Source organism: Fibrella musci (assembly GCF_041321105.1).
GTDB lineage: Bacteria > Bacteroidota > Bacteroidia > Cytophagales > Spirosomataceae > Fibrella > Fibrella musci.
The window spans coordinates 1,114,277-1,136,831 of sequence record NZ_JBGGWD010000001.1 but is presented as its reverse complement, the minus strand read 5'-3'; the positions used below and the strand labels follow the sequence as shown (position 1 = coordinate 1,136,831).

Genomic DNA, 22,555 nt, shown 5'->3' with positions numbered 1-22,555 from the left:
ACTGTTAGGCTGCACTTGCTGCTGACCGTTACTTGTGCTTTGCTTATTTCGTTGACTACCAGCCTGGTGGCTCAGCCGACAGGTAAGCGCATCGACGAGCAGGCCGCGGCGGCTAGTATCGGACATGATTCGTTGGGGAGCGAACGTGCCCGCATCGAGGCCGAGTATCTGGCCAGGGCTACGGCCAACATCGAAAAATACCGAAAAGGGGATGCCCGTTTGTCGTTTGTCGATGCAGCGGGTAAGCCTGTTCGGAATGTGCTGGTCACGGTGAATCAGGTATCGCAGGATTTTCTGTTCGGCAATTTGGTCTTTGAGTTGGGTGGTTTTGCACCCAAAGAGCCCTACAAAGTCGACCTGTTCAAAGCGCGCTTCAAAGCCCTGTTTAATATGGCTGTCTTGCCGTTTTACTGGGGGCGCTACGAACCTACACCGGGTATGCCCGAGTGGCAGCGCAATCAGGAGGCCCTGGACTGGTGTCTGGCCAATGGCATAACGACCAAAGGCCATACGCTGGGCTGGACGTCTCCGTCGGGTACCCCGAAGTGGCTGTTGCAGCTTTCGCCCGAGGTAGCCCGGAATGTGTATAAAGCCCGGATCATGAACAACGTGCTGGGTTTCAAAGGGAAAATCAATACCTGGGACGTAGTGAATGAGCCGGTCAACACCGTGCCCTGGGAAAGCGCCCTAAAGGACACCGCCAACACCAACGACTTCCGGTACAATGTCAGCAACGTACCTGTAGAGGCCATTACGCCCTGGGTCGAGCAGTCGTTCAAATGGGCCTATGAAGCAAACCCCGACGGCAATTACATTCTGAATGAGTACTTTACCCTGGCGATTCCGAAGGTTAGGGAGCGCTTTTATCAGTTACTGAAGGACCTGAAAAGCCACCAGACACCGATCAGGGGCATTGGTATCCAGGGCCACGAACCGCGCGAGATGTGGTTTTCGCCGGTTGAGGTGTACAAGACCTTTGATCTCTACCAGGAATTTGGCCTGCCGATCCACATTACCGAGCTGATTCCACAATCGTCGGGGAAGCCAATAAAAGGCTGGCGAACAGGCACCTGGACAGAAGACGCACAGGCCGAATTTGCCCGTCAGTTTTATACCCTTGCCTACGGTCACCCGGCCATTGCGTCGATCAACTGGTGGGGTTTGTCTGACCGGAGTATCTGGCTGAAAGGCGGCGGGTTACTCGATGAGTCGTATAACCCCAAGCCCGTGTACAACGTGCTGATGAAGCTCATAAAAGAGGAGTGGATGACAAAACATGTCAAACTGGTTTCGTCCAGGAAAGGAGAAACAACGTTTCGGGGTTTCTTCGGAAAATACCAGTTACTCGTCACCAAACCCGACGGCAGTCAGCAAACGATTGACGTTCATCTGCGTGAAAAAGCGGACAATCAGTGGACGTTCACCCTTTAACCTGTCCAACGCCAATTAGCCTGCAACGTGCTGGATAAAGGGGCGATCACTAAACCAACAAAAGCATGGCAAAGATGACGACGTACGACGCGATTGTGATTGGCTCGGGCATCAGCGGTGGCTGGGCGGCCAAAGAGCTCACCCAAAAAGGATTACGCACGCTCGTGCTGGAACGCGGCCGCCCGGTTGAGCATGTGAAGGATTACCCGACCACGCTGTCGAGTCCCTGGGAGATGACCCACCGGGGGCGCTACCCGCTCGATGTGCTGGCTCAGAGCCCCACGCAGGCCAAGGTCAGCTACGCATTCAACGAGTATTCCGGTCAGTTTTTCGTAAAAGATACCGACCACCCGTACCAGCAGACTAAACCGTTCGACTGGATTCGGGGCTATCAGGTGGGTGGAAAATCGCTGAGCTGGGCGCGGTGGACGCAACGGTGGGCGCCATTCAATTTTGAAGATAACCTCAAAGACGGGCACGGCGTCGACTGGCCCATCCGTTACGCCGATCTGGCTCCCTGGTATAGTTACGTCGAAAAATTTGCGGGCATCAGCGGGAATAAAGACGGGTTATCAACGCTGCCCGACGGTGAATTCCTGCCGCTGTTTGAGATGAATTGCATCGAGAAAAGCGTGCGCGATGCCTGGAAAAAGCAGTATGCCGACCGTCACCTGATTATCAGCCGGACGGCTAATCTCAGCAAAGCCCAGCCCGTTCATCTGGCCCTGGGCCGGGCCGATTGCCAGTCGCGGAACTGGTGCGGGCGAGGCTGTCTGTATGGGGCCTATTTCAGCAGCAATTCGGCTACCCTGCCCGCTGCGGCCAAAACCGGTAAACTGACCATCCGCCCGTTCTCGGTGGTTCATTCCATTATCTACGACGACAAGAAAGGCCGAGCGACGGGTGTGCGGGTGATCGATACGAACACCAAAGAGATGACCGAGCATTATGCCCGCGTTATTTTCGTCAACGCGGCTACGCTCAACTCCACGCTGATTCTGCTCAACTCGACCTCGGGCCGTTTTCCGACTGGGCTTGGCAACGATAGTGGCGCACTCGGCCACTACCTGATGGACCATAATTATCGGGGGCGGGTTAGCGGGGTTTACGAGGGAACCGACCTGAATGATCGTTATTACTATGGCCGACGCCCCACAGGTACGTATGTGCCCCGCTTCCGGAACGTACTGGCCGATGTACAGCGCGATTTTGTCAGAGGCTATGCCTATGCCTGCGGCGGCGGACGGGCCGGTTGGGAACGTGGTAATGCAGTGGAAGGCTTCGGTGCCGATTTCAAGGATAACCTGACGCGGCCGGGTGGCTGGTCGTTTAGTATGACGGCTATGGGTGAGATGCTGCCCCGCTACGAAAACCACGTCAAACTGAACACCGACGCGAAAGATCAGTGGGGCATGCCAACCCTCGATATCGACTGCGCCTGGGGCGAGAATGAAGACCGCATGACGCTCGACGCCATTGAGCAGGCTAAAGCGATGATGGAAGCGGCGGGCATCCGGGTTACGGCGGCTATTGATAATAAACAGCCGCCTGGCCTGGCGATCCACGAAATGGGCACCGCCCGCATGGGGCGCGACCCGAAAACGTCGGTTCTGAATAAATGGAATCAACTCCATTCGGTCAAAAATGTGTTTGTGACTGATGGGGCCTCCATGGCGTCGTCTGCCTGCCAGAATCCTTCACTCACCTACATGGCCATAACGGCCCGGGCTGCTGATTATGCCGTTCGGCAGCTCAAAGCAGGTACGTTGTAGTCGCATATGCACATCAAATTCTACGCGCCTGAGTGGGGGAACACCCTTCCGTTTGCCGAGTTTTGCCAGAACGTGAAAGCCGCTGGCTATGATGGGGTTGAAATGGCGCTGCCACTTGATCCTGCTGAAAAAAAGAGTCTGCTGGGTACGTTGCAGCAGTATGGTCTTGAGCTGATCGGGCAATACTGGCAATCGGTTGAGCCGGATCTGGACGCGCATTGCCGAAGCTACGAAACGTACCTGCGCCACCTGATCGACGCCCGTCCCGTTCTGGTGAACTGCCAGACAGGCAAAGACTTTTTCACCCCGGAGCAGAACCGGCAACTGTTCGATCTGGCGGCCCGACTTTCGGCCGAAACCGGGGTTAAGATTAGTCACGAAACGCACTGGGGCAAAGCGCTCTTTGCCGCCCCGGTCTGTCGGCGGTTCTTGACGGAACATGCTGACATCCGCCTCACACTCGATATATCGCACTGGTGTACGGTGCATGAATCACTGCTTGATGATCAGACTGAGGCTGTCGAACTGGCTATTGCGCGTACCGATCATATTCATAGCCGGGTGGGGCATCCCGAAGGGCCGCAAGTGAATGACCCGCGCGCACCTGAATGGGCTGCAACCCTTAAGGCGCACCTGGCCTGGTGGGATCGAGTTGTCGAGCAGCACCGGAAGGCAGGTACGCAACTGACGATCACAACCGAGTTTGGTCCGGCGCCCTACCTGCCGACACTGCCCTATTCGCGGGAGCCGGTTGCCGATCAGTGGGCTATCAATGTGTTCATGATGAACCTGTTGAAAGCCCGGTATGCCTAGGCCCGTTCATCCGCGCTGCATGCCTTCATGCTTGCGATACTCGACCGGGGAAACCCCCATCTGCTTCTTGAATAACCGTGAAAAGTAAAAAGGATCGTCGATACCAATCTGCGAGGCTACTTCATTGATGCGGAGGTTGCTGAAATGAAGCAGCTGGCAGGCTTTCTGAATGCGCAGGTGGTTGAAGTATTCAATGGGGGCATAACCGGTTTCCTGTCTGAATTTCCGGCAGAAAAAGGAGGTCGATAGGTGCGCCGATTGAGCAATATTGTCCAGTGTGATCGAGGTTGACAGGTGTTTCTGCATGAACCGGATAGCCTGGTTTGTTGGGTTCTTTGGCTCGCTGCTCGGCAACTCTTTCTGAAAATCGTCGGCCCGGATAAACGACGCCAGAAAAAAGGGTAACGCCAGATTGGCATAGAGCAGATTGGAGGTACTGTAGCCTTTCAGGAACGTGTCGAATATTCGGTCAAATAACCGGATACGCTCGTCTGAATACGGCACCCGAATCGCTTGCAATGCGTCAATCCGATCATCCATAATGGCACTGACCGATTCACGGCATCGGGTACCGCTGAAGTGAAACCAGTGAATGGTCCACGGATTGGCCTTGTCAGCCCCGTAGGAATGAGATACGCCCGGGGCAATGAGGATCACATCACCGGCCTGAACGATCGTTCGGCCGTGAGGTAGTTGAATCCAGCCCTGCCCGTCGGTACAGTAGAGCAGGATTACCTGCGAGATACCCGCCGGCCGTTGATAATAGTGATGCAAGGCCTTCGGATAAAAGCCCATGCGGGTAATGAACAGGCTATTTATCAACGGTAAACCAAGGCACTTATCGATAGTTTGGTTGGGGATTTCAATGATTCGTTCACCGGCGAATCCCCGGCTTTTTCGAAGTGACGTACCCATTGTCTATACGTTCCACGGAGAAACAGGTTAAAGATAGGATAATCCATGGTTAGGCTAAGATACTTCATTTGCCTGCTCTTGAAATAACTGAATTTTGTGGATATAAAGTGCAATTGGTAATCGCGAATGGATTCGTCTGTTGCGCTCTGTTGTATCCATGAAGAAGCCTATTCTACTTGTATTCCTCACCGGCTGTGCCTTCGCCCTGATCGGTAGCCCAAATCGGGCTATTGCTCAAAATGGAACCGTGAGGCCGCCCTTCGCTAAATGGACGGCTACCGAACTGCTGCTGACCAACGGCCTTGTTGAGCGAACCATCAAACTCCCAACCGCTACGTCAGGTACGTTCCTGACAACTAGCTACAAGCCGGTAGCAGGCGAGTTCAGGTACTTCACCAAAACGAACGCCGATTTCCAGTTTGAACTCAACGATCGCGTGTATACGGGGTCTGATGATTGGAAACTGATAACCATTCAGCCCATTACCGATACCCGGCAAGGCAACGGCGCCGCCGTAACGCTGCACAGCAAAGACGGCCGCGCCGAGCTAACGCTCCGGTTTTTACTCTACCCCGATCAGCCCGTCATCCGCAAAAGCCTGACGGTGAAGAACCTGGCCAGCGAGCCGGTGCGTCTCGAATCCGTTGACGTTGAGAAGTTTACAGCGACCAGCTATTACGCTACCACATTCAGCTGGATTTGCCATGATTATGGTCGGCGCCGGTCAATTGGCCCCTACGATGGCACCTTTCAGGATGCCCTGCTAACGGTGCATAACAGCGATTGGGCACAGGGCATTGTGATTGGCAATGAGGCGGCCGGCGTGGTGAAACACACCTCCGTTTTCTGGGATGAACCCACCATTGTTAGCGGCCTGACGCACAAAACGGCCCGATTTCCGTTTCGGAAACACCTCAAACAAGGCGAGTCATTTACCACGCCGCAGGTATTCACGATGGTGTATAACAACCACAAAGACCCGGATGAGGTACTGAACACGGCCGTTCCCGACTTTGTGCGTAAACACATGGGCATTCGGCTGTCGGAGCTGGCAGAGAAGCCCACCTTCGTTTACAACACCTGGGTGCCGTTCCGCAAAGACATCAACGAAAAGCTGGTGATGGAACTGGCCAGGGCTGCCGCTGATGCCGGGATGAAAGAGTTTATTATCGATGATGGCTGGGCCGACAATTATGGCGACTGGGTCATCGACAAGAAGAAGTTTCCCAACGGCCTGAAACCGGTTTTCGACTATATTAAATCGCTGGGTATGAAGCCCGGTTTGTGGGTGAGCGTAGGCAGTGCGTCGCCAGACAGCAAAGTGTACAAAGCGCATCCCGAGTGGTTTGTGCTCGACGAAAAGCAGCAACCGGCCAACCTCCACGAAGATGACCTGAAGATGCGCACCGCCTGTTTTGGTACCGAATGGCGCGGCTACATCAAGGACGTACTCCTCAAACTGGCCCTCGACTATGGCCTGGAATACCTCAAGCTCGATTTCACCGTTGTGACCAGCACATACCGGTTTGGCAATAAGGTAACCGGCTGCTACGCAACCAACCATAAAGGGCACATAGACCACCATGAGTCGTTGTCCAGCAACTACGAGGCGGTCTGGCAACTGTTTGACGAACTGCACGCCGCCAAGCCCTCGCTGTTTATCGACTGCACGTTCGAAACGATGGGCGGCCTGCAATTGATCGATTACGCCTTGCTGAAACATGCCGAAGGCGACTGGCTCTCGAATTTCTATGGCCCGCCCGATGCCAACGTAGACCTGCGCGTGCGGAACATGGCCTGGTGGCGCTCACCCGCTATACCCGCCACGGCGCTGGTGATCGGTAACCCCGAAATGCAGGATGCTGGCTGGGAAATGCATATCAAATCGCTGGCGGGTGCCCTGCCGATCATGCTGGGTGACCCCCGTAAGCTGACGCCCCCTGATCTGAAAAAATACCGGGCCTACGCCGACTGGTTGCAGGCCATGGAAAACAAGCATCAGATCATGACTTTCCGGCAGGATTTGCCCGGCTTCGGCGAGCCGAAAGAGGGCATGTGGGATGGCTTCCAGCGCATTAATACCGACACGAAGAAAGGCGGTATCATCGGCATTTTCCGGCATAATGCCACCGAAGCCAAACGCCAGGTGACGGTACAGCAACTCGACCCCACACAGCGGTATCAGGTGAAAGACATGGCGGGCAACGTCGTGACGACCCTAACCGGTCAGACGCTTCAAGAAACCGGTTTCCCCGTTACCCTGGCGGGGCCGTATGCCGGGGCCCTGTTTGAGCTTATCGCCAATTAATTATATCTGTTTATCAATTACTTAACGCCACGCAGCATGACAAACGCAGCACTTACGTCCGAGCAGATCCAGCAGTTTAACGTAGATGGGTATCTGATCATCAACAGCTTTCTGAACGCCCGGGAAGTCCAGAAACTGTATACCGTAGCCATCGAAGACAGCGCCGTTAGCCAGCATGCGATCAACGTGAATGACAGCACCGGCAAACGGAGTAAACTGTCGCTCTGGTACAAGCCGGGAAACGATGTCTTCGGTCTGCTCACCCGCAGTCAGCAACTGGTCGATTCGGTGGATAAACTGCTCGACAGGAACGCAGATGGCAGCCAGGCCGGTGTCTGCCATTTTCACTCAAAACTGATGCAGAAAGAGCCGCGCGTAGGCGGGGCCTGGGAGTGGCATCAGGACTATGGCTACTGGTACAAAAACGAATTTCTGCTGCCCGATCAGATGATGTCGGTGATGGTGGCGATCACGGAGGCGAATCGGGAAAACGGTTGCCTGCAGGTCATCCGGGGATCGCACAAAATGGGCCGGGTCGAGCATGGGTTTGCGGGCGAGCAGGTAGGCGCTTCGCAACGCTACGTTGATCTGGCCCTGAAAACGATGGACCTTGTGTATGTGGAGTTGAAAGCCGGTGATGTGCTGTTTTTCCACAGCAACATTCTCCATCGTTCGGAGGCCAACCTATCCGACAAACCCCGCTGGTCGATTATCTCGTGCTACAACCGCGAGTCTAACTTCGGCTACAACGATTCGTCGTCATCGTCGTCGAGCGTGACGCCGATTGAGGTTGTACCCAACGAGGCCCTGCTCACCTGGGAGGCGGCTAGTCTGGCCGACGGAGCTGATTTTCTGCGTAAAGAAGCTGATGTAGCCCTCAAATAGGCCAACCCATGAAAACCCACCTCACCCAGGCCGAGCACATTTACCTTTGGGATACCTTCAGGAGCGGTCATTCCAGCGACGCTTTTTCAACGCTTTATTCGCTGTTCTCGGCCGATCTGTACCGCTATGGGTACAACCTGGTTCGGAACCGGCAGGTGGTGGAAGATTGCCTGCATGAATTGTTTTTATACCTGCACGAAAACCGCCTTCGACTCGGGCCGACCGATAATATCCGGTTTTACCTGTATCGTTCGCTCCGCCGTCGCCTGCTGGATACGGTGGCTCGGCTCAATAAATGCAATTCAGATAGCTACCTGTTTACCGATGCGGCTTTCACGATTCAGCCCCACGAGAATGCGCTCATCGAAAGCGAACTGGCCGAGCGCCAGAAAGAGCTGGTCGCGCTTGCCTTGAACAAGCTGCCAAAGCGGCAGAAAGAGATACTCTATCTGGTGTATATGAAGGGCCTGACGTACCCACAAGCCGCTGAGGTAATGGCGATCTCTATAAAAAGTGTGTATAACACGATCAACATCGCGCTAATGACCATGCGCCGGTACGTTCGCCAGTCGTTCGAAACGAGCGGGGCCCTGCTGAGTCTGATGGGTCTATTGCTGGCCATCGGGTGAGAAGTAACGGGCGGTAAAACGGGAAAACAGCGATGCAGGCCCGTTTAACAGGTATGACGTGCCCGCTGCTGACCATGAACCTGAAATCGCTCCTTGTCTTTCTCTGCCTCTTGCCGACGGCCGCATCGGTTTCGGGGCAGTCATACAACATACGCGACTTCGGGGCCAAATCAGCTGGCACGTTTCTCAACACAAAAGCGATTCAGGCCGCCATCGACAACTGCCACAGCAGGGGTGGAGGGGAGGTCATTGTGCCGGCAGGTACGTTCTACACGGGCACCATTTTCCTGAAGTCGAACGTCTACCTGCACCTGATGCCCGGCTCGGTGTTGCAGGGTAGTTACAACCTCGCCGACTACCCCGAGCACGACATTCTGGCCGCCAGGAAATTCGGTACAATCACCCATAATGGGTTGTACCTGAGCCATATGAAAGCCCTGGTTATTGCCGACAAGGCAACGCACACCGGCCTCATTGGGCTGGGTACGTTACGCGGCCCGGGCGATGGTAAAGCGTTTCAACTGGGGCTGAACAAAGATGGCAAGCCCAAAAACATCTTCTTTATCGGTTGTCAGGATGTGTTGCTGGACGGTATTCGGATTCTTAATTCGGCCCAGATCACCGTTTCCATATCAGGGTGTGAACGGGTAACAATCAACAGGATATACCTCCATAGCTGGGTGAATTGGAACTGCGACGGGCTCGATATCGACGGGAAAGATGTCATCATCGCCAATTCCATCATCGACTCCGAAGACGACGCCCTGTGCTTTAAAAGCGAATACCTGGCGAAGTTCTGCGAGAACATTACGGTTACCAACTGCGTGCTGTCGAGCATCTGCAACGGTATCAAATTCGGGACGGGATCACGAACTGGTTTTCGGAATATTACGGTCAGTAACTGTATCATCAGGAAAAGCGACGTAAACGGCTATCGACACTGGGCCATGCCCCCGAACATCGTGTACAAGCCCGCCGAAACGAGTGTCAACTGCGGCATCGTCATTCTGGGGGTCGACGGCGGCACCGTGGAGAATATAAACATCTCCGACATCGTGATGACCGATGTGTTAAGCCCGCTGTTTATCCGGGTTGGAAAGCGCTTCCTGAATCCAGAGCAGAAACCGTCGGTCATGCGGCACATCAGCATCCGGAATATCCGGGCTGAAACCCGAAGTACGATTCCGTCGATTATTGCCGGTCTGGAGGAAAGCCCGGCCGAAGATATCCGGTTATCGAACATTCGGATAACGGTCCCGATTGGGTTTCCGGCCGATTCGCTCAAAACCATCCCCGCTGTTATTCCCGAAAGCACAAAAGGCTATCCCGAGAACCGCCTGACATTTGGCCTGGCGCTTCCTGCCAGTGCATTTTACGTCCGGCACGTCAGCGGACTCGTTCTCGACGAGGTGTCGGTTACACACCAACAGCCTGATGCCCGCCCCGCGCTATACATCGACGATGTAGCTGGCATGACGCTCCGCGCTGTGTCTATCAACAACAGGAAGCTGGAGAAAAGCGAGGCCCTTTTTGTGCAGAAGAATAGCCAGCAGATTGACGTGATCCCCAACTGATTCATGCTGGTGTCCTCAACAAGAATAACCAATCTAATCGTTTATGAAACAAGCTCTTTTGCTCGGCCTATTCCTTATCAGTCATTTTGTATCGGCTACCACCTGGCATGTTTCCGGTACCGGTGACGATGCCAACGATGGTAAAACCCCGCAAACAGCCTTTCGTAGTTTACAGAAAGCCGCCGATCTGGTGCAACCCGGCGACGTGGTACTGGTAGGCAACGGCACCTACACCAATGCCGACAAAGGCAATGGCAGCGCCGTACTGAACATTACCCGCTCGGGTACGCCGGCCGCCTGGATCACCTGGAAAGCCCGGCCGGGCGAGCACCCCGAGGTGCGGCCCGTGGGGTGGTGTGGTATCCAGATTTTGGGCTCCTATACCATCATCGACGGCCTGAGCGTGATCGGTAACAACGATTCGATTGTGCTACTGAAAGCGCAGGAAGATGGCAAGAAACCAACGCCCGACCCCTATTTCAACACCAACGGAATCTTCTTCAACGGGCGTACCAACAAACCCGATCAGAAACCGCACCACCTCATCGTTCGCCATTGCGTGGTGGCCAAATGTGCGGGTGGCGGCATTGTTGGTATAGAAATGGATTACCTGACGGTTGAGGATTGCAGAGTATACGATAACGCCTGGTTCATGCGCTACGGTGGGTCGGGGATTACCACGCTCAACAACTGGGCTTACGACGATGCACCGGGTTATCACATCATCATTCAACGCAATTTCGTCTGGAACAACAAAACGCTGGTTGCCTGGGAGAAAATCGGGAAGCTCAGCGATGGCAATGGCATCCTGCTCGATGTAACGGATCAGGAAGGGCAGGGCGCAACCAACCCGAACGCCGACGCTGTGATTTCGCCGGCGGGTAGTCAAACCACGACAACACCTGCCGCCACCACCAAGCCCAAACGCCCAGAGTGGAACGGCCGCGCCCTGATCGCCAACAATGTAAGCTGTTACAATGGTGGGTCGGGCATTCATACGTTTCGCACTCGGCACGTCGATATCATTAACAACACGACCTACTGGAACGGGGGAATTGTGGGCTACCAGGAGTTATTTCCCAATCGGTCGGATGATATTGTGATTCTGAACAACGTCATTGTACCGCGCCCCGGCGGGCAGGTAACCTCCAACAACCGGAACACAAATATTCGTTGGAATTACAACGTGTATCCGACCGCGCAGACCGTTTTTGTTGGGCCAAACGATATTGTGGCTGATCCCGGCTTTATTGATGCGCAGTTCGACCCGACGAAAGGAAATTTCAGACTGGCGAAAGGCAGCCGCGCTATCAACTCCGGCTCTGCTGACGTTGCCCAGCCAACGGATATTCTGGGCAAGAATCGCCCGAAAGGGGCCGGAGTAGACCGGGGAGCTTTTGAGCAGTAGCCTATTGCGTAGGGGCTGATCGGGCATTACGGCTACCTGAGCATGGCCTCAGCCCAGAGACGGAGGTCCAGGTTACGCAGCAGCTGCTGATCGGCCGGGTTGCCGGTGAACGTGTCGATCTGCTCGAAAGCACTGGTTCGTAACCTGCCTTTGAGCCATTGGCGAAGCAGCGAGATCGTCAACTGCTCTCCCGCTGATAACGCTCGGTTGATGGTCAGCTTTCGATCAACGGAACGGATGGCGTATCCCAGGTAATCGGCGTTGCCTAGTCGGGCGTGTACGAGCAGATTCAGCAGCCGGCTTTGGGTATATAACGTACCCGGAAGCGACCGGGTCGGCCGGTCGAGGACGCTGTTGAGCCGCTGTAGGCCTGCCGATAGGCGATCGAGGCCAATAGAAAGCCGCACCAGCAGCAAATCAAACTCAGTGCGGGTGGGCAAAGCCAACTGGGCCAGCCCACGCTCAAAGGCAAGTGGGTTGGCCGTTTGGGGATTGGTCAGGTACGTATCCAGCAGCATGGCGGCATCAGCAAAGCGGCGTTGATCGACGGTAAGCAGTAGGGAGTAATACAGGACCAGATACGGCACCGTGCGGTTCAGGCCCTGAACCGGGGTGTCGATGAGCCGAAGGCGATCAATGAAAAAAGGCATGTCGGTATACCGTTCCAGCACCCGCAAATCGGCCAGAATACCTTCCAGCAGTTGCACGTAATAGAGTGGCTGCTCGGCCCATAGCGTGGGGTTGTTCTGAAAGAGCTGGTCCAGCTCCCGGTAAACGCGCAGGCTACCCGCCCCGTCGCCAGTCATCCGGAAGTAGGCCGACTGGAAATGAAGGTGCTGTTGCTGCATGGCAAACGACCGGGTCGCGCTCGACCGGGTCACGTTCGACCGGGTCGGTGCAGAGCCACTCGTGCGGTGTCGGTTTAGCAACTGGTATTCTTCCAGCAGCAGGTCGTTTAGCCGAAGGGTGTCGGTAGGGCCGCCCACCACGCCGTGGGTTCGGTAGCGTAACAGCAGCGTTTCGTACAGGGCGGCATGGTTCAGAGCCGTCTGGGTACGTTCCGTTTGCTGGCGAATCAGGGCGTGTTGCTTTGCCAACGTGGCTTCGTCGATTCCATCGAACTGCCAACGTACCCACTGCTCAACCTGTTGACGGGCGGCCAGTACTGCGTAAAGTCCCCGTTCGTGCTGTTCGGCCAGGAGGCGAGCTTTTTCCAACTGCTCCTGACTGAACTGAACAAGCCCCCGTTCGTACAGGATCTGACTGTCGTGCAGGAGCTGACCGATGCGTACATCGATGCGTTTTTCCTGCTCAAACTGCCGCAGACTTTGCATCACCACCCGATAGAGATATTTCCGGGCGGGTTCGAGCGTAGCGCCGGGAAACTCCCGGGCCAGGTCAGCGGTCAAGTCGTCATTGGGTGTATCGTGGCGTAGCAGGCAATCGAAGAGGCGCAGGAATCCTCGGGACATGTCTGGCCCGGCCTGTAACCGGCAGTAGCGTTTCTCGGATTTAGTCAGCGATTGCACTAACTGGTGAAGTATGTCGATTGTCACGTAGGAATAGCGAAGAAGTAGCAAACAAGTGCGTTAAACAGTTCATAATGTCATTTTTCTACTGTAAGCGTCATGTTTAGCAATAGCTGCTAGCTCAAAAATTAGGCTTTGCTGGATGCAATTTTTCCATAGGTTTGTTCAACTACATAGTGTTATCGACATATGCCTTCTTCTGTTTGTGTGATCGGTAGTTCCAATACCGATATGGTCATCAAGGCCGATAAACTGCCCGCCCCCGGCGAAACGGTCATTGGAGGTACGTTCCTGATGAATCCCGGTGGGAAAGGGGCTAATCAGGCAGTGGCTGCGGCCCGGCTGGCAACGACAGGTGTAGCCGAGGGGGCCTTTACACCGCCTACATCCGTGACGTTTGTCGCCAATGTAGGCAACGATGTTTTTGGTCGGCAGGCGCTCCAACAAGTTGAGCGGGAAGGTATTCTGGGCGATTTCATCACAACCGACGCCGATGAACCGTCGGGCGTGGCGCTGATCGGCGTCGATAGCCGGGGCGAAAACTGCATCATGGTGGCATCGGGGGCCAACGCTAAACTGGGCCGGGAACAGGTATCGATGGCGCTTGCTTCGATCACCGACACGGCCAACACCGTCATTTTGCTTCAACTGGAAACGCCCATCGCCACCGTCGAGCACGCGGTTCGCGAAAGCCACGCCCGGGGTATGCGCGTTGTACTGAACCCCGCCCCGGCCCAGGTGCTCGACCCATCCATGCTGGCTTGCCTGTATGTGATCACGCCCAACGAAACCGAAGCCGAGCTGTTGACTGGTATCCGCGTTACCGACGAGCCCACCGCCCGGCAAGCCGCTGAGCAATTGCACGAAGCGGGGGTGCCGAAGGTGGTGATCACACTTGGTTCGCGCGGTGCCTACGTGTCTGATTCGTCGGGCAACTTGGCTCCGGTGCTGGTTGCTGCCCCACCCGTAACGGCGGTAGATACCACGGCGGCGGGCGACTGTTTCAACGGGGCGGTGGCCGTGGCCCTGGCCGAAGGACGCAGCCTGTTCGATGCCGTATCGTTTGCCTGCAAAGCGGCGTCGATCTCCGTAACCCGAATGGGAGCCCAGGCCTCACTACCGCACCGACATGAAGTTGACGAACTGCCTTTACTGACCGCTTAATCCGTCATAAACCCTGATTATCATGCATATCCGATACATTTTTCTTTTGCCGTTGCTCACACTACTGGCCTTTGAACCAGCACCGAAGCCTAAAAAAGCACCCACCGGGGTGCCGGCCACCATCACATTGACGAAAGCCGCCTTGCAGGATAAAATCAAAGGGGGCTGGGCAGGGCAGTTGATTGGCTGCACCTTTGGCGGCCCAACCGAATTTAAGTTCAACGGGACCATGATGAACGATTACCAGCCCATTCCCTGGTATGACGGCTACATCAAGAAAACGATGCTCGACAATCCGGGGCTGTATGATGACTTGTACATGGACCTGACGTTTGTGGATGTGTTCGAGAAAAAAGGCCTCGACGCGCCCGTTAGTGAACACGCCAACGCCTTTGCCAATGCGGGCTATATGCTCTGGCACGCCAATCAGGTGGGGCGGTACAATATCCTGAACGGCCTGAAAGCGCCCGAATCGGGCCACTGGCTCAACAACCCCCACGCCGACGATATCGATTTTCAGATCGAGGCAGATTTCTCGGGCCTGATGGCACCCGGTATGCCGAATACCGCCATTCAGATTGGCGATCCGATCGGCCACATCATGAACTCGGGCGATGGCTGGTACGGTGGCGTCTACGTGGGGGCTATGTACTCGCTGGCGTTCGTGTCCAACGATGTCAACTACGTGGTGCGCGAGGGCCTGAAGGCCATTCCGGCGAAGAGTACTTTTTACCAGTGCATTGCCGACGTTATCAGGTGGCACGACCTGTACCCGACGGACTGGAAACGTACCTGGCTGGAAATTCAGCGCAAATGGGCCGATGAGGTGGGGTGCCCCGACGGTGTGTTTGCCCCCTACAACATCGACGCCAAAATCAACTCGGCGTACATCGTGCTCGGTCTGCTCTACGGACAGGGCGACTACACCAAAACGATGCAGATCAGCACCCGCGCCGGACAGGATTCAGACTGTAATCCCTCATCGGCGGGTGGCATTCTGGGCACGATGCTCGGCTACGACAAGATACCGGCCTACTGGAAACAGGGCCTGGCTGAAGCAGAGGATATCGACTTCAAATACACGACCATGTCGCTCAATGATGTGTATGGGATCGGGTTGAAGCACGCCCTCCAGGTGGTTGAGCGCAATGGCGGTAAGGTGAACGGCAACAACGTGACCATTGCGGTACAGACGCCCAAAGCCGTTCGCCTCGAACAGAATTTCACCGGCCACTTCCCAACCGAAAAAAGGGCGGTCAACAAAGACCTGACAACTGAATACACCACCACGTTTGAGGGCATCGGGTTCATTCTTAGCGGTGAGGCACGTCCAAAAGCCGGAAGCGGGCAGTACGACTACGAGAGTACTTACTCGGGTGAGCTGGACGTGTATGTAGACGACAAAAAGATCGAAACGGCCAGGTTGCCAGCCAGCTTCACCCGCCGCCGCTACGATATGGCCTGGAAGTACCAACTGGCACCGGGGAAGCATACGCTCAGGGTGAAATTGCTGAATCCGGATCAGGATTATCCCGTCCGTATCCGAACGCTGTTCGTGTTCGGTGATAAGCCCATTCTGGCCAAGTATTGACCGTTGAAAATGGGTACCGCAGCGGCGGACCTATCATTCGTACTATATCATCCTCTCCATGTTTATCATTGAGTCATACAGCACCGCCGTGCTTTTTTGTATCGTAACGATGCTCTGCTGGGGGTCGTGGGCCAACACCCAGAAACTGGCCGCGGGCAGCTGGCGTTTCGAGCTGTTTTATTGGGATTATGTGCTGGGCATCGTGGCGCTGGCACTGGTCTCGGCTTTTACGCTGGGCAGTATTGGGGAAGGGGGGCGCTCTTTCGTTGCCGATCTGCAACAGGCCAGCCCGGCCAATATCGGCTCGGCCATCTGGGGCGGGGTATTGTTTAACGCCGCCAATATCCTGCTGGTTGCCGCCATCGCCATTGCCGGTATGTCGGTTGCGTTTCCGGTAGGAATCGGGCTGGCACTGGTCATTGGTGTGATAGTCAACTACCTCAACGCACCCGTCGGCAACGCTGGCCTGCTGTTTGGTGGTATGGCCCTGATTGTACTGGCTATTCTGCTCAATGCCTTTGCCTACCGCCGAACGGCCGCGACCAGCCACTCGACGACCGGGACCGGCTTATCGACCAAGGGCTTGCTGTTGTCGGTGGTGGCGGGCTGCCTGATGGGTTTGTTCTACGGGTACGTTGCGCAGGCCATGTTTCCGAATTTCGACGTACCTGAGCCGGGTAAACTCAGCCCGTACACGGCGGTGGTCTTTTTCGCGTTGGGTATTCTGATCAGTAATCTGCTGTTCAATACCCTGCTGATGCGCCGCCCATTCGTGGGTACGCCGGTGAGTTATACCGACTATTTCCGGGGTAGCGGCCGCGATCACCTGACGGGCGTTCTGGGCGGTATGATCTGGTGTCTGGGCATGTCGTTCAGCATTCTGGCTTCCGACAAAGCGGGTCCGGCCATCAGTTACGGGCTTGGTCAGGGCGCAACGGTGGTAGCAGCCATTTGGGGCATTTATGTTTGGAAAGAGTTCGGCGGGGCGGCCCGTGCCGCGGCACCCAAAGGCGTAGGTACGTTGCTGAACGGTATGTTGCTCTGTTATATCATCGGTATCGGCCTGCTGATTGTGGCGCGCTGATACGGCCTGACCGTCATTTGGAAAACGGCCCGTAGACGACCGTAACAAACCCGCGCCTTTACCCTCGTTCAGACTAACCCATGCATGGCTTCGTTACTCACCACCGCTCAACACAGACAGCTCTGGAATGCCTTTCGTGACGGCGATCAGGCCGCGTTTGCCCAGTTGTATGACCTGTTTGCGGCCGACCTCTATCGCTACGGCTACAACCTGGTCCGCAACAGGCCGCTAGTGGAAGACTGTCTGCATGAATTGTTTCTGCACCTGCACGACAATCATCAGCGGCTGGGCCCGACCGACAACATCCGCTTTTACCTCTTCCGAGCCCTGCGTCGGCGGCTACTGGACACGGTTGGCCGGCTCAATAAGCTCGACTCGGCCGATTACCTGTTCGATAATGCCCAGTTCATGATCCCGCCTTATGAAGCGACCCTGGTTGCGGAGGAACTGATCGACCATCAAAAACGAATTCTGATCGACGAGTTGAATAAACTTCCTAAACGCCAGAAAGAGATTCTGTACCTGGTATATATGAAGGAGTTGAGCTACCAGCAGGCAGCCGAGGTGATGGGTATTACCCTGAAGAGTGTGTATAATACGGTAAACGTTGCTCTGACGGCGTTGCGGGCCATGATACAACAGGCCTTGCAACTCAAAGGAGCATTAGTAGGGCTGACCAGCCTGCTGGCTGGTTACTTCGCAAATAATTAATTGCTCGAAAGACGGGAAAAAATAATTTAGGCCGCGTTTAACGAGTACCACCCTGATGCCTGCACAATGCCATACGCCACGTTTACTGTTGACGATTTCTGCAAAGATCCATACTTCATTCAATGGGTAATAAACCCAACCGCTGAATCGAATCAGTTCTGGCAGGCGTTTATGGCTGATTATCCGCATAAGCGCGATACGGTTCAACAGGCAATCGATTTCGTAAAATCGCTTCAATTTCAGGAAATAGAACCGTCTGAACTCGATTTGGCGCGGTTGAAACAGCGTATCTGGGCCGACATCGCTCAACCCGTCCGCGTGGTTCAGTGGTATCGGCGGCCGGTCTGGCTGGCGGCGGCCATGGTGGTGGTCACCTTAGCCAGCATTGGCTGGTGGACGTACCTGGCCAAGCCAACCCACCAGACAGCCTACGGTGAGACCGAGGAAATTAAACTGGCCGATGGTTCGACGGTTACGCTCAATGCCAATTCCTCGCTCAGGGAAGGGGATGGCCTCGCCGACGCGGCTGTTCGGGAAGTGTGGCTCACCGGCGAAGCCTACTTCAGCATTGCAAAGCGCAAGGGGGCCAAGTTTATCGTGCACACGGCCGATGCGGCTGTGGAAGTGCTGGGCACGGAGTTCAATGTGAACACCCGACGCGAGCAAACCAGGGTCGTTTTGCACGAAGGCAAGGTGCAGCTCACCACCGCTCATCAGCCCGCCGTGGTGATGAAACCCGGCGACATGGCGACCGTATTGCCCGAGAGCCGACAGATTCAACTCAAAAAAGTAGAGCCCGAGTCCTACGAAGCCTGGCGAGATGCCTATCTCGTACTGGATGGCAAAAGCTTGCCCGAGATCATCAGCACGTTGGAAGATACCTTCGGGGTTACCATCACGCTGAACGATGAGCGGTTAGCCAGCAAGAAGCTCAGCGGTAAGCTGCGCACAAAAGTGGCCGACGATTGCATCGAAAATCTGGCGATCATTCTGGAGGCCGATGTCAAAAAAACGGGCGATACGTACCTATTTGACTAACCAGCGATAGACCGCTGGATGACTTAAAAATTAACTAGAAATAATCATAGAAAAAACGGGAAAAGGGCCAACCCCGTCTGTTTGACTACCAATTACAGCCTAGTCAATCACACGTTTCCCGTTTAGCTATGAAACGACATATCCTTTTTTATACTACAGTAGTCGGGTTGGCCTGTTTCAGCGGAATGCCGGATGCCGCGGCTCAAGTGACACTAGCCTCGATCAGGCAGTCAGGGGACGGTGTAAAAGGGCAGGATACTGGTACGAGTCTAATGGTGCTGCTCAAAAAGCTGGAACTGATTCACAAAACCAGTTTCGTTTACCAGAAAGAGCTACTAGAGCATAAAACGTTTTCGGGAACGATCAACGAAACCGACAAACTGGAGCAGGTTCTTGAGCGGATACTGACCCCCGCCAATCTTCGGTTCAAAAAACTTAAAGGCGGCGACTACACCATCCTGCCCCGCAAAAGCCCCAAGGTTTCGTTTGAAGCCGGTGACCTGAAGCCAACAGACAGCACCCCGCGCCCGGGCCCCGAGACGCCCCAACTGTGGGGACCGATGGCCCTTCAGGCCCGGGCTGATGTGCCGCCCGCCCCGCAGATCAATCGGGTAGCCGACATCGTGATAAAAGGCAAGGTGATCGACTCGGAGAAAGGCGAGCCGGTACCCGGCGTGAGCATTGTCTTGAAAGGGGCCGTGAGAGGGACCAACACTGATGCCAAAGGCGAGTACTCGATTACGGTGCCCGATGCGGGTGCCATACTCGTGTTTAGCTTCGTCGGGTTTGAAAAACAGGAGGTTACCGTCGGAAATCGCTCGCAGCTGAACATCACTCTGAAAGCCGACATGAACCAGCTGAACGAGGTGGTTGTGGTGGGGTTCGGCACCCAGAAAAAAGCCACCGTAACGGGCGCTATTTCGTCAGTCAATACCAAAGAACTGCTACAGTCGCCGGTGGCCAACATCAGTAACTCGCTCGTGGGGCGAATGCCGGGGCTTTTCGCCGTTCAGGGAAGCGGTGAGCCGGGCAACGACCAGTCGACGCTGCGTATCCGGGGCGTTAGCACGTTTTCGGGTGCGGCCGACCCGCTCATTCTGGTCAACGGTGTGGAGGTTAACAACTACAACAACATCGACCCCAACGAGATCGAAAACCTGACGATCCTGAAAGATGCATCGGCAACGGCTATTTACGGGATACGCGGGGCCAATGGCGTAGTGCTCATCACGACCAAACGCGGCAAAGTGGGGAAACCCCAACTGAGCTATACGGGCAACCTGGCTGTAACCAGCTTCACCAACCTGCGGAAGGGCATGAGTAGCTACGATTATGCCCGTTCCTACAACGAAGGTCAACGGGCAGATAGCTACATCTCAGGAGGGTTTACCCCCAAGTTTTCCGAGGCCGATATTGCCAAATACAAATCGGGTGAAGATCCCATCTTCTACCCCAATATGGACTGGTACTCGCTGGTGCTGAAACCCCAGGCGCTGCAAACACAGCACAACGTCAGTATCAACGGCGGGACCGAGAAAGTCCGCTACTTCGTGTCGGCCGGGTTTTTTAGTCAGGGGGGGCAGTTCAACAATACAGACCTGATTAAAGAATTCGATGCCAACCGGAAATACACGCGCTACAACTTCCGGTCGAATTTCGATTTTGAGATTACCAAACGGCTGAAAGCGTCGATCGATCTGGCGTCCCAGACCGAAAACCTGAGTGGCTCAAACTGGCCTACCGTTCGGATCATCGAGGGTATCTCTCGGGCAAACCCACTCTCGTCGCCGGGGTTTGTCGATGGCAAGCTGGTCAATCTGGTTGGCCTCGGAACGGTGAGCAACCCGGTGGCCGATATGTTTAGCCAGGGGTATAACCGGCAGTTCAGAAACTTCCTGCAAGGCTCGGTTCGGCTCGACTACACCCTTGACTTCATCACCGAAGGGCTGATGATGCACGGCTTGGTCAACTACCAGAACAACAACACCGAGACGCTGGTCAACAATCGCCCGCTGATCACCTACAATGCCATTCGGTTGCCCAACGGCACCATCAACTACGTTCCGTCGAATATAGAGCAGCCGTTTAATTTTGCGCAGACGATCGGCAAAAACCGACGTACCTACGCCGAATTCGGCATCGATTACAAGCGGGCTTTTGGCGAGCACTACGTGACGGCGCTGGTCAACTATAACCAGACCAAATACTTCGATCCGACGCTGGCCTTTCTGGTGCCCAACGGCTATCAGGGCGTGGTCGGCCGCACCACCTACGGCTACAAAGGGCGCTACCTGGCCGAATTCACCTTTGGCTATAACGGCACCGAAAACTTCGACGTGGGCCAGCGTTTCGGCTTTTTTCCCGCCTACTCGCTGGGGTGGGTAGCCTCCGACGAATCGTTTTTTCCTAAAAATGACGTGCTGACGTACCTGAAGTTTCGGGGGTCGTATGGCGAAACCGGGAACGACAAGATCGGGAACGACCGGTTTCTGTATCGCCCGTCGGCTTATACCTCAGCCACCAATGGCTATTTCTTTGGCGAGGTTGGCAGCACCCAAACGGGCTACACGCGGTCTGTTGAGGGCAAGCTCGGCAACCCCAACGTAACCTGGGAGCGGGCCATCGAGCGAAACCTGGGCGTTGAAGTTGCGTTCTGGAAGAACAAGATTCGGGTAACCGCCGATTACTTCAACAAACAGCGCGACAACATCCTGGCCAACCTGGGCACCGTGCCTATCACGGTGGGAGCCAACCTGCCGGCCTATAACCTGGGCCGGATGAACAACAGAGGCTTCGACGGCGACGTGACCTACAACGATCAGGTCGGCAAACTTAATTTCTGGGTCAAAGCCAACTACACCTTCGCCCGAAACAAAATTGAGTTTCAGGACGAAATTCCCCGTCCGTTCGCCTACCAATACCGTACCGGTCAGCGATTTGGTCAGTTTTATGGTCTGGTCGCCGACGGGTTGTATAACACCTGGGCCGAAGTGAACGACGCCAACCGGCCCGTTTCGATCTACAACAACAACCGGATTCAGCCCGGCGATATCCGCTACAAAGACATCAATGGCGATGGCGTCATCAACGCCGATGATGAGGTGCCCATCGGCTACTCCAACTTCCCCGAGAAAATCTTCGGTCTATCGTTTGGCGGTAACTACGGGGGTATCGACTTTTCCGTCCTGTTCCAGGGGGCAACCAACGTCTCGATCGGCTACAACCGCACGCAGAACCGGGGCTTCTTTGAAGATCGAGGCGCGGTCGATTACCTCATCAACAGCTGGACGCCAGAGCGGTACGAACAGGGGCTACCCATTGATTTTCCGCGCTTTTCTACAACGACCACCTACACCCACAATTACGTAAACTCATCGTACTGGATACGCGACGCCAGTTACGTACGCCTGAAAAACGTCGAAGTTGGCTACAACCTCCCCAAAGCATTTCTGGGGCGCATTGGTCTGAGTGCCACCCGTTTGTATGTCAATTCGAACAACCTGCTCACCTGGAGCTCGGTGTTTCCCGGCGTTGATCCTGAACTGCCAACGGGCATCACCAACGAAGAGCCGTATCCGCTTACCCGCACCATCAACGTCGGGCTTAACCTTAAATTCTAAACCCACTATGAGAACGATAATCAGGGCTGTTGTTTGTGGTGTCCTGTGTTTGGTTGCCACGGCCTGTGACAAAAGTTTTAGCG

The 22,555-nt window shown here is 55.2% G+C and carries 16 protein-coding genes; 14 read left to right on the top strand and 2 right to left on the bottom strand.

Going from position 1 to position 22,555, the window contains the following annotated elements; translation table 11 throughout:
- The first annotated feature begins 39 nt into the window (after positions 1–39).
- From ACAW74_RS04605 to ACAW74_RS04595, 3 genes are all read left to right on the top strand, one after another.
- Entirely contained in the window at positions 40–1,431 is a 1,392-nt protein-coding gene (locus ACAW74_RS04605; RefSeq protein ID WP_370697016.1) for an endo-1,4-beta-xylanase, read from the top strand.
- Positions 1,432–1,496: 65 nt separating this feature from the next.
- Positions 1,497–3,203 carry a GMC oxidoreductase gene (locus tag ACAW74_RS04600; protein WP_370697015.1) on the top strand — a complete coding sequence of 569 codons (1,707 nt, stop codon included), beginning with the start codon at positions 1,497–1,499 and terminating at the stop codon, positions 3,201–3,203.
- Between the two features lie 6 nt (positions 3,204–3,209).
- Positions 3,210–4,016, top strand: a complete 807-nt coding sequence (locus tag ACAW74_RS04595; RefSeq protein WP_370697014.1) for a sugar phosphate isomerase/epimerase family protein — start codon at positions 3,210–3,212, stop codon at positions 4,014–4,016.
- Positions 4,017–4,022: 6 nt separating this feature from the next.
- On the opposite strand, the gene ACAW74_RS04590 is transcribed toward ACAW74_RS04595, so the two are convergent.
- Positions 4,023–4,931, bottom strand: a complete 909-nt coding sequence (locus ACAW74_RS04590) for an AraC family transcriptional regulator (RefSeq protein WP_370697013.1) — start codon at positions 4,929–4,931, stop codon at positions 4,023–4,025.
- Between the two features lie 157 nt (positions 4,932–5,088).
- Here ACAW74_RS04590 and ACAW74_RS04585 point away from each other — a divergent pair, with 157 nt between their 5' ends.
- The 5 genes from ACAW74_RS04585 to ACAW74_RS04565 are packed head-to-tail and all read left to right on the top strand — an operon-like array spanning position 5,089 to position 11,735.
- Positions 5,089–7,239 carry an alpha-galactosidase gene (locus tag ACAW74_RS04585; RefSeq protein ID WP_370697012.1) on the top strand — a complete coding sequence of 717 codons (2,151 nt, stop codon included), beginning with the start codon at positions 5,089–5,091 and terminating at the stop codon, positions 7,237–7,239.
- A 36-nt stretch (positions 7,240–7,275) separates the two neighbouring features.
- Positions 7,276–8,124 carry a phytanoyl-CoA dioxygenase family protein gene (locus ACAW74_RS04580; protein ID WP_370697011.1) on the top strand — a complete coding sequence of 283 codons (849 nt, stop codon included), beginning with the start codon at positions 7,276–7,278 and terminating at the stop codon, positions 8,122–8,124.
- A gap of 8 nt (positions 8,125–8,132) precedes the next feature.
- Positions 8,133–8,753 (top strand): RNA polymerase sigma factor, encoded by a 621-nt coding sequence (locus ACAW74_RS04575; RefSeq protein WP_370697010.1) that lies wholly within the window; start codon positions 8,133–8,135, stop codon positions 8,751–8,753.
- Between the two features lie 53 nt (positions 8,754–8,806).
- Positions 8,807–10,327: a glycoside hydrolase family 28 protein gene (locus tag ACAW74_RS04570; protein WP_370697009.1), complete on the top strand. Its 1,521-nt coding sequence runs from the start codon at positions 8,807–8,809 to the stop codon at positions 10,325–10,327.
- A gap of 43 nt (positions 10,328–10,370) precedes the next feature.
- The gene (locus ACAW74_RS04565) at positions 10,371–11,735 is read left to right on the top strand and encodes a choice-of-anchor Q domain-containing protein (RefSeq protein ID WP_370697008.1); all 1,365 of its coding nucleotides are present in this window, start codon (positions 10,371–10,373) and stop codon (positions 11,733–11,735) included.
- A 32-nt stretch (positions 11,736–11,767) separates the two neighbouring features.
- On the opposite strand, the gene ACAW74_RS04560 is transcribed toward ACAW74_RS04565, so the two are convergent.
- Positions 11,768–13,207, bottom strand: coding sequence for a hypothetical protein (locus tag ACAW74_RS04560; protein WP_370697007.1), 1,440 nt, complete (start codon positions 13,205–13,207; stop codon positions 11,768–11,770).
- A 246-nt stretch (positions 13,208–13,453) separates the two neighbouring features.
- On the opposite strand from ACAW74_RS04560, the gene rbsK reads away from it, so the two are divergent.
- From rbsK to ACAW74_RS04530, 6 genes are all read left to right on the top strand, one after another.
- On the top strand, positions 13,454–14,428 hold the full coding sequence (rbsK, locus tag ACAW74_RS04555; protein ID WP_370697006.1) for a ribokinase: 975 nt from the start codon (positions 13,454–13,456) through the stop codon (positions 14,426–14,428).
- 22 nt (positions 14,429–14,450) lie between these two features.
- Positions 14,451–16,019 (top strand): ADP-ribosylglycohydrolase family protein, encoded by a 1,569-nt coding sequence (locus ACAW74_RS04550; RefSeq protein ID WP_370697005.1) that lies wholly within the window; start codon positions 14,451–14,453, stop codon positions 16,017–16,019.
- A gap of 58 nt (positions 16,020–16,077) precedes the next feature.
- A complete protein-coding gene (locus ACAW74_RS04545; protein WP_370697004.1) occupies positions 16,078–17,103 on the top strand; it encodes a GRP family sugar transporter in 1,026 nt (341 codons plus the stop codon).
- An 84-nt stretch (positions 17,104–17,187) separates the two neighbouring features.
- Positions 17,188–17,814, top strand: a complete 627-nt coding sequence (locus ACAW74_RS04540) for an RNA polymerase sigma factor (protein WP_370697003.1) — start codon at positions 17,188–17,190, stop codon at positions 17,812–17,814.
- A 66-nt stretch (positions 17,815–17,880) separates the two neighbouring features.
- Entirely contained in the window at positions 17,881–18,852 is a 972-nt protein-coding gene (locus tag ACAW74_RS04535) for a FecR family protein (protein ID WP_370697002.1), read from the top strand.
- 128 nt (positions 18,853–18,980) lie between these two features.
- A complete protein-coding gene (locus tag ACAW74_RS04530) occupies positions 18,981–22,472 on the top strand; it encodes a SusC/RagA family TonB-linked outer membrane protein (RefSeq protein ID WP_370697001.1) in 3,492 nt (1,163 codons plus the stop codon).
- The last annotated feature ends 83 nt before the right edge of the window (positions 22,473–22,555 follow it).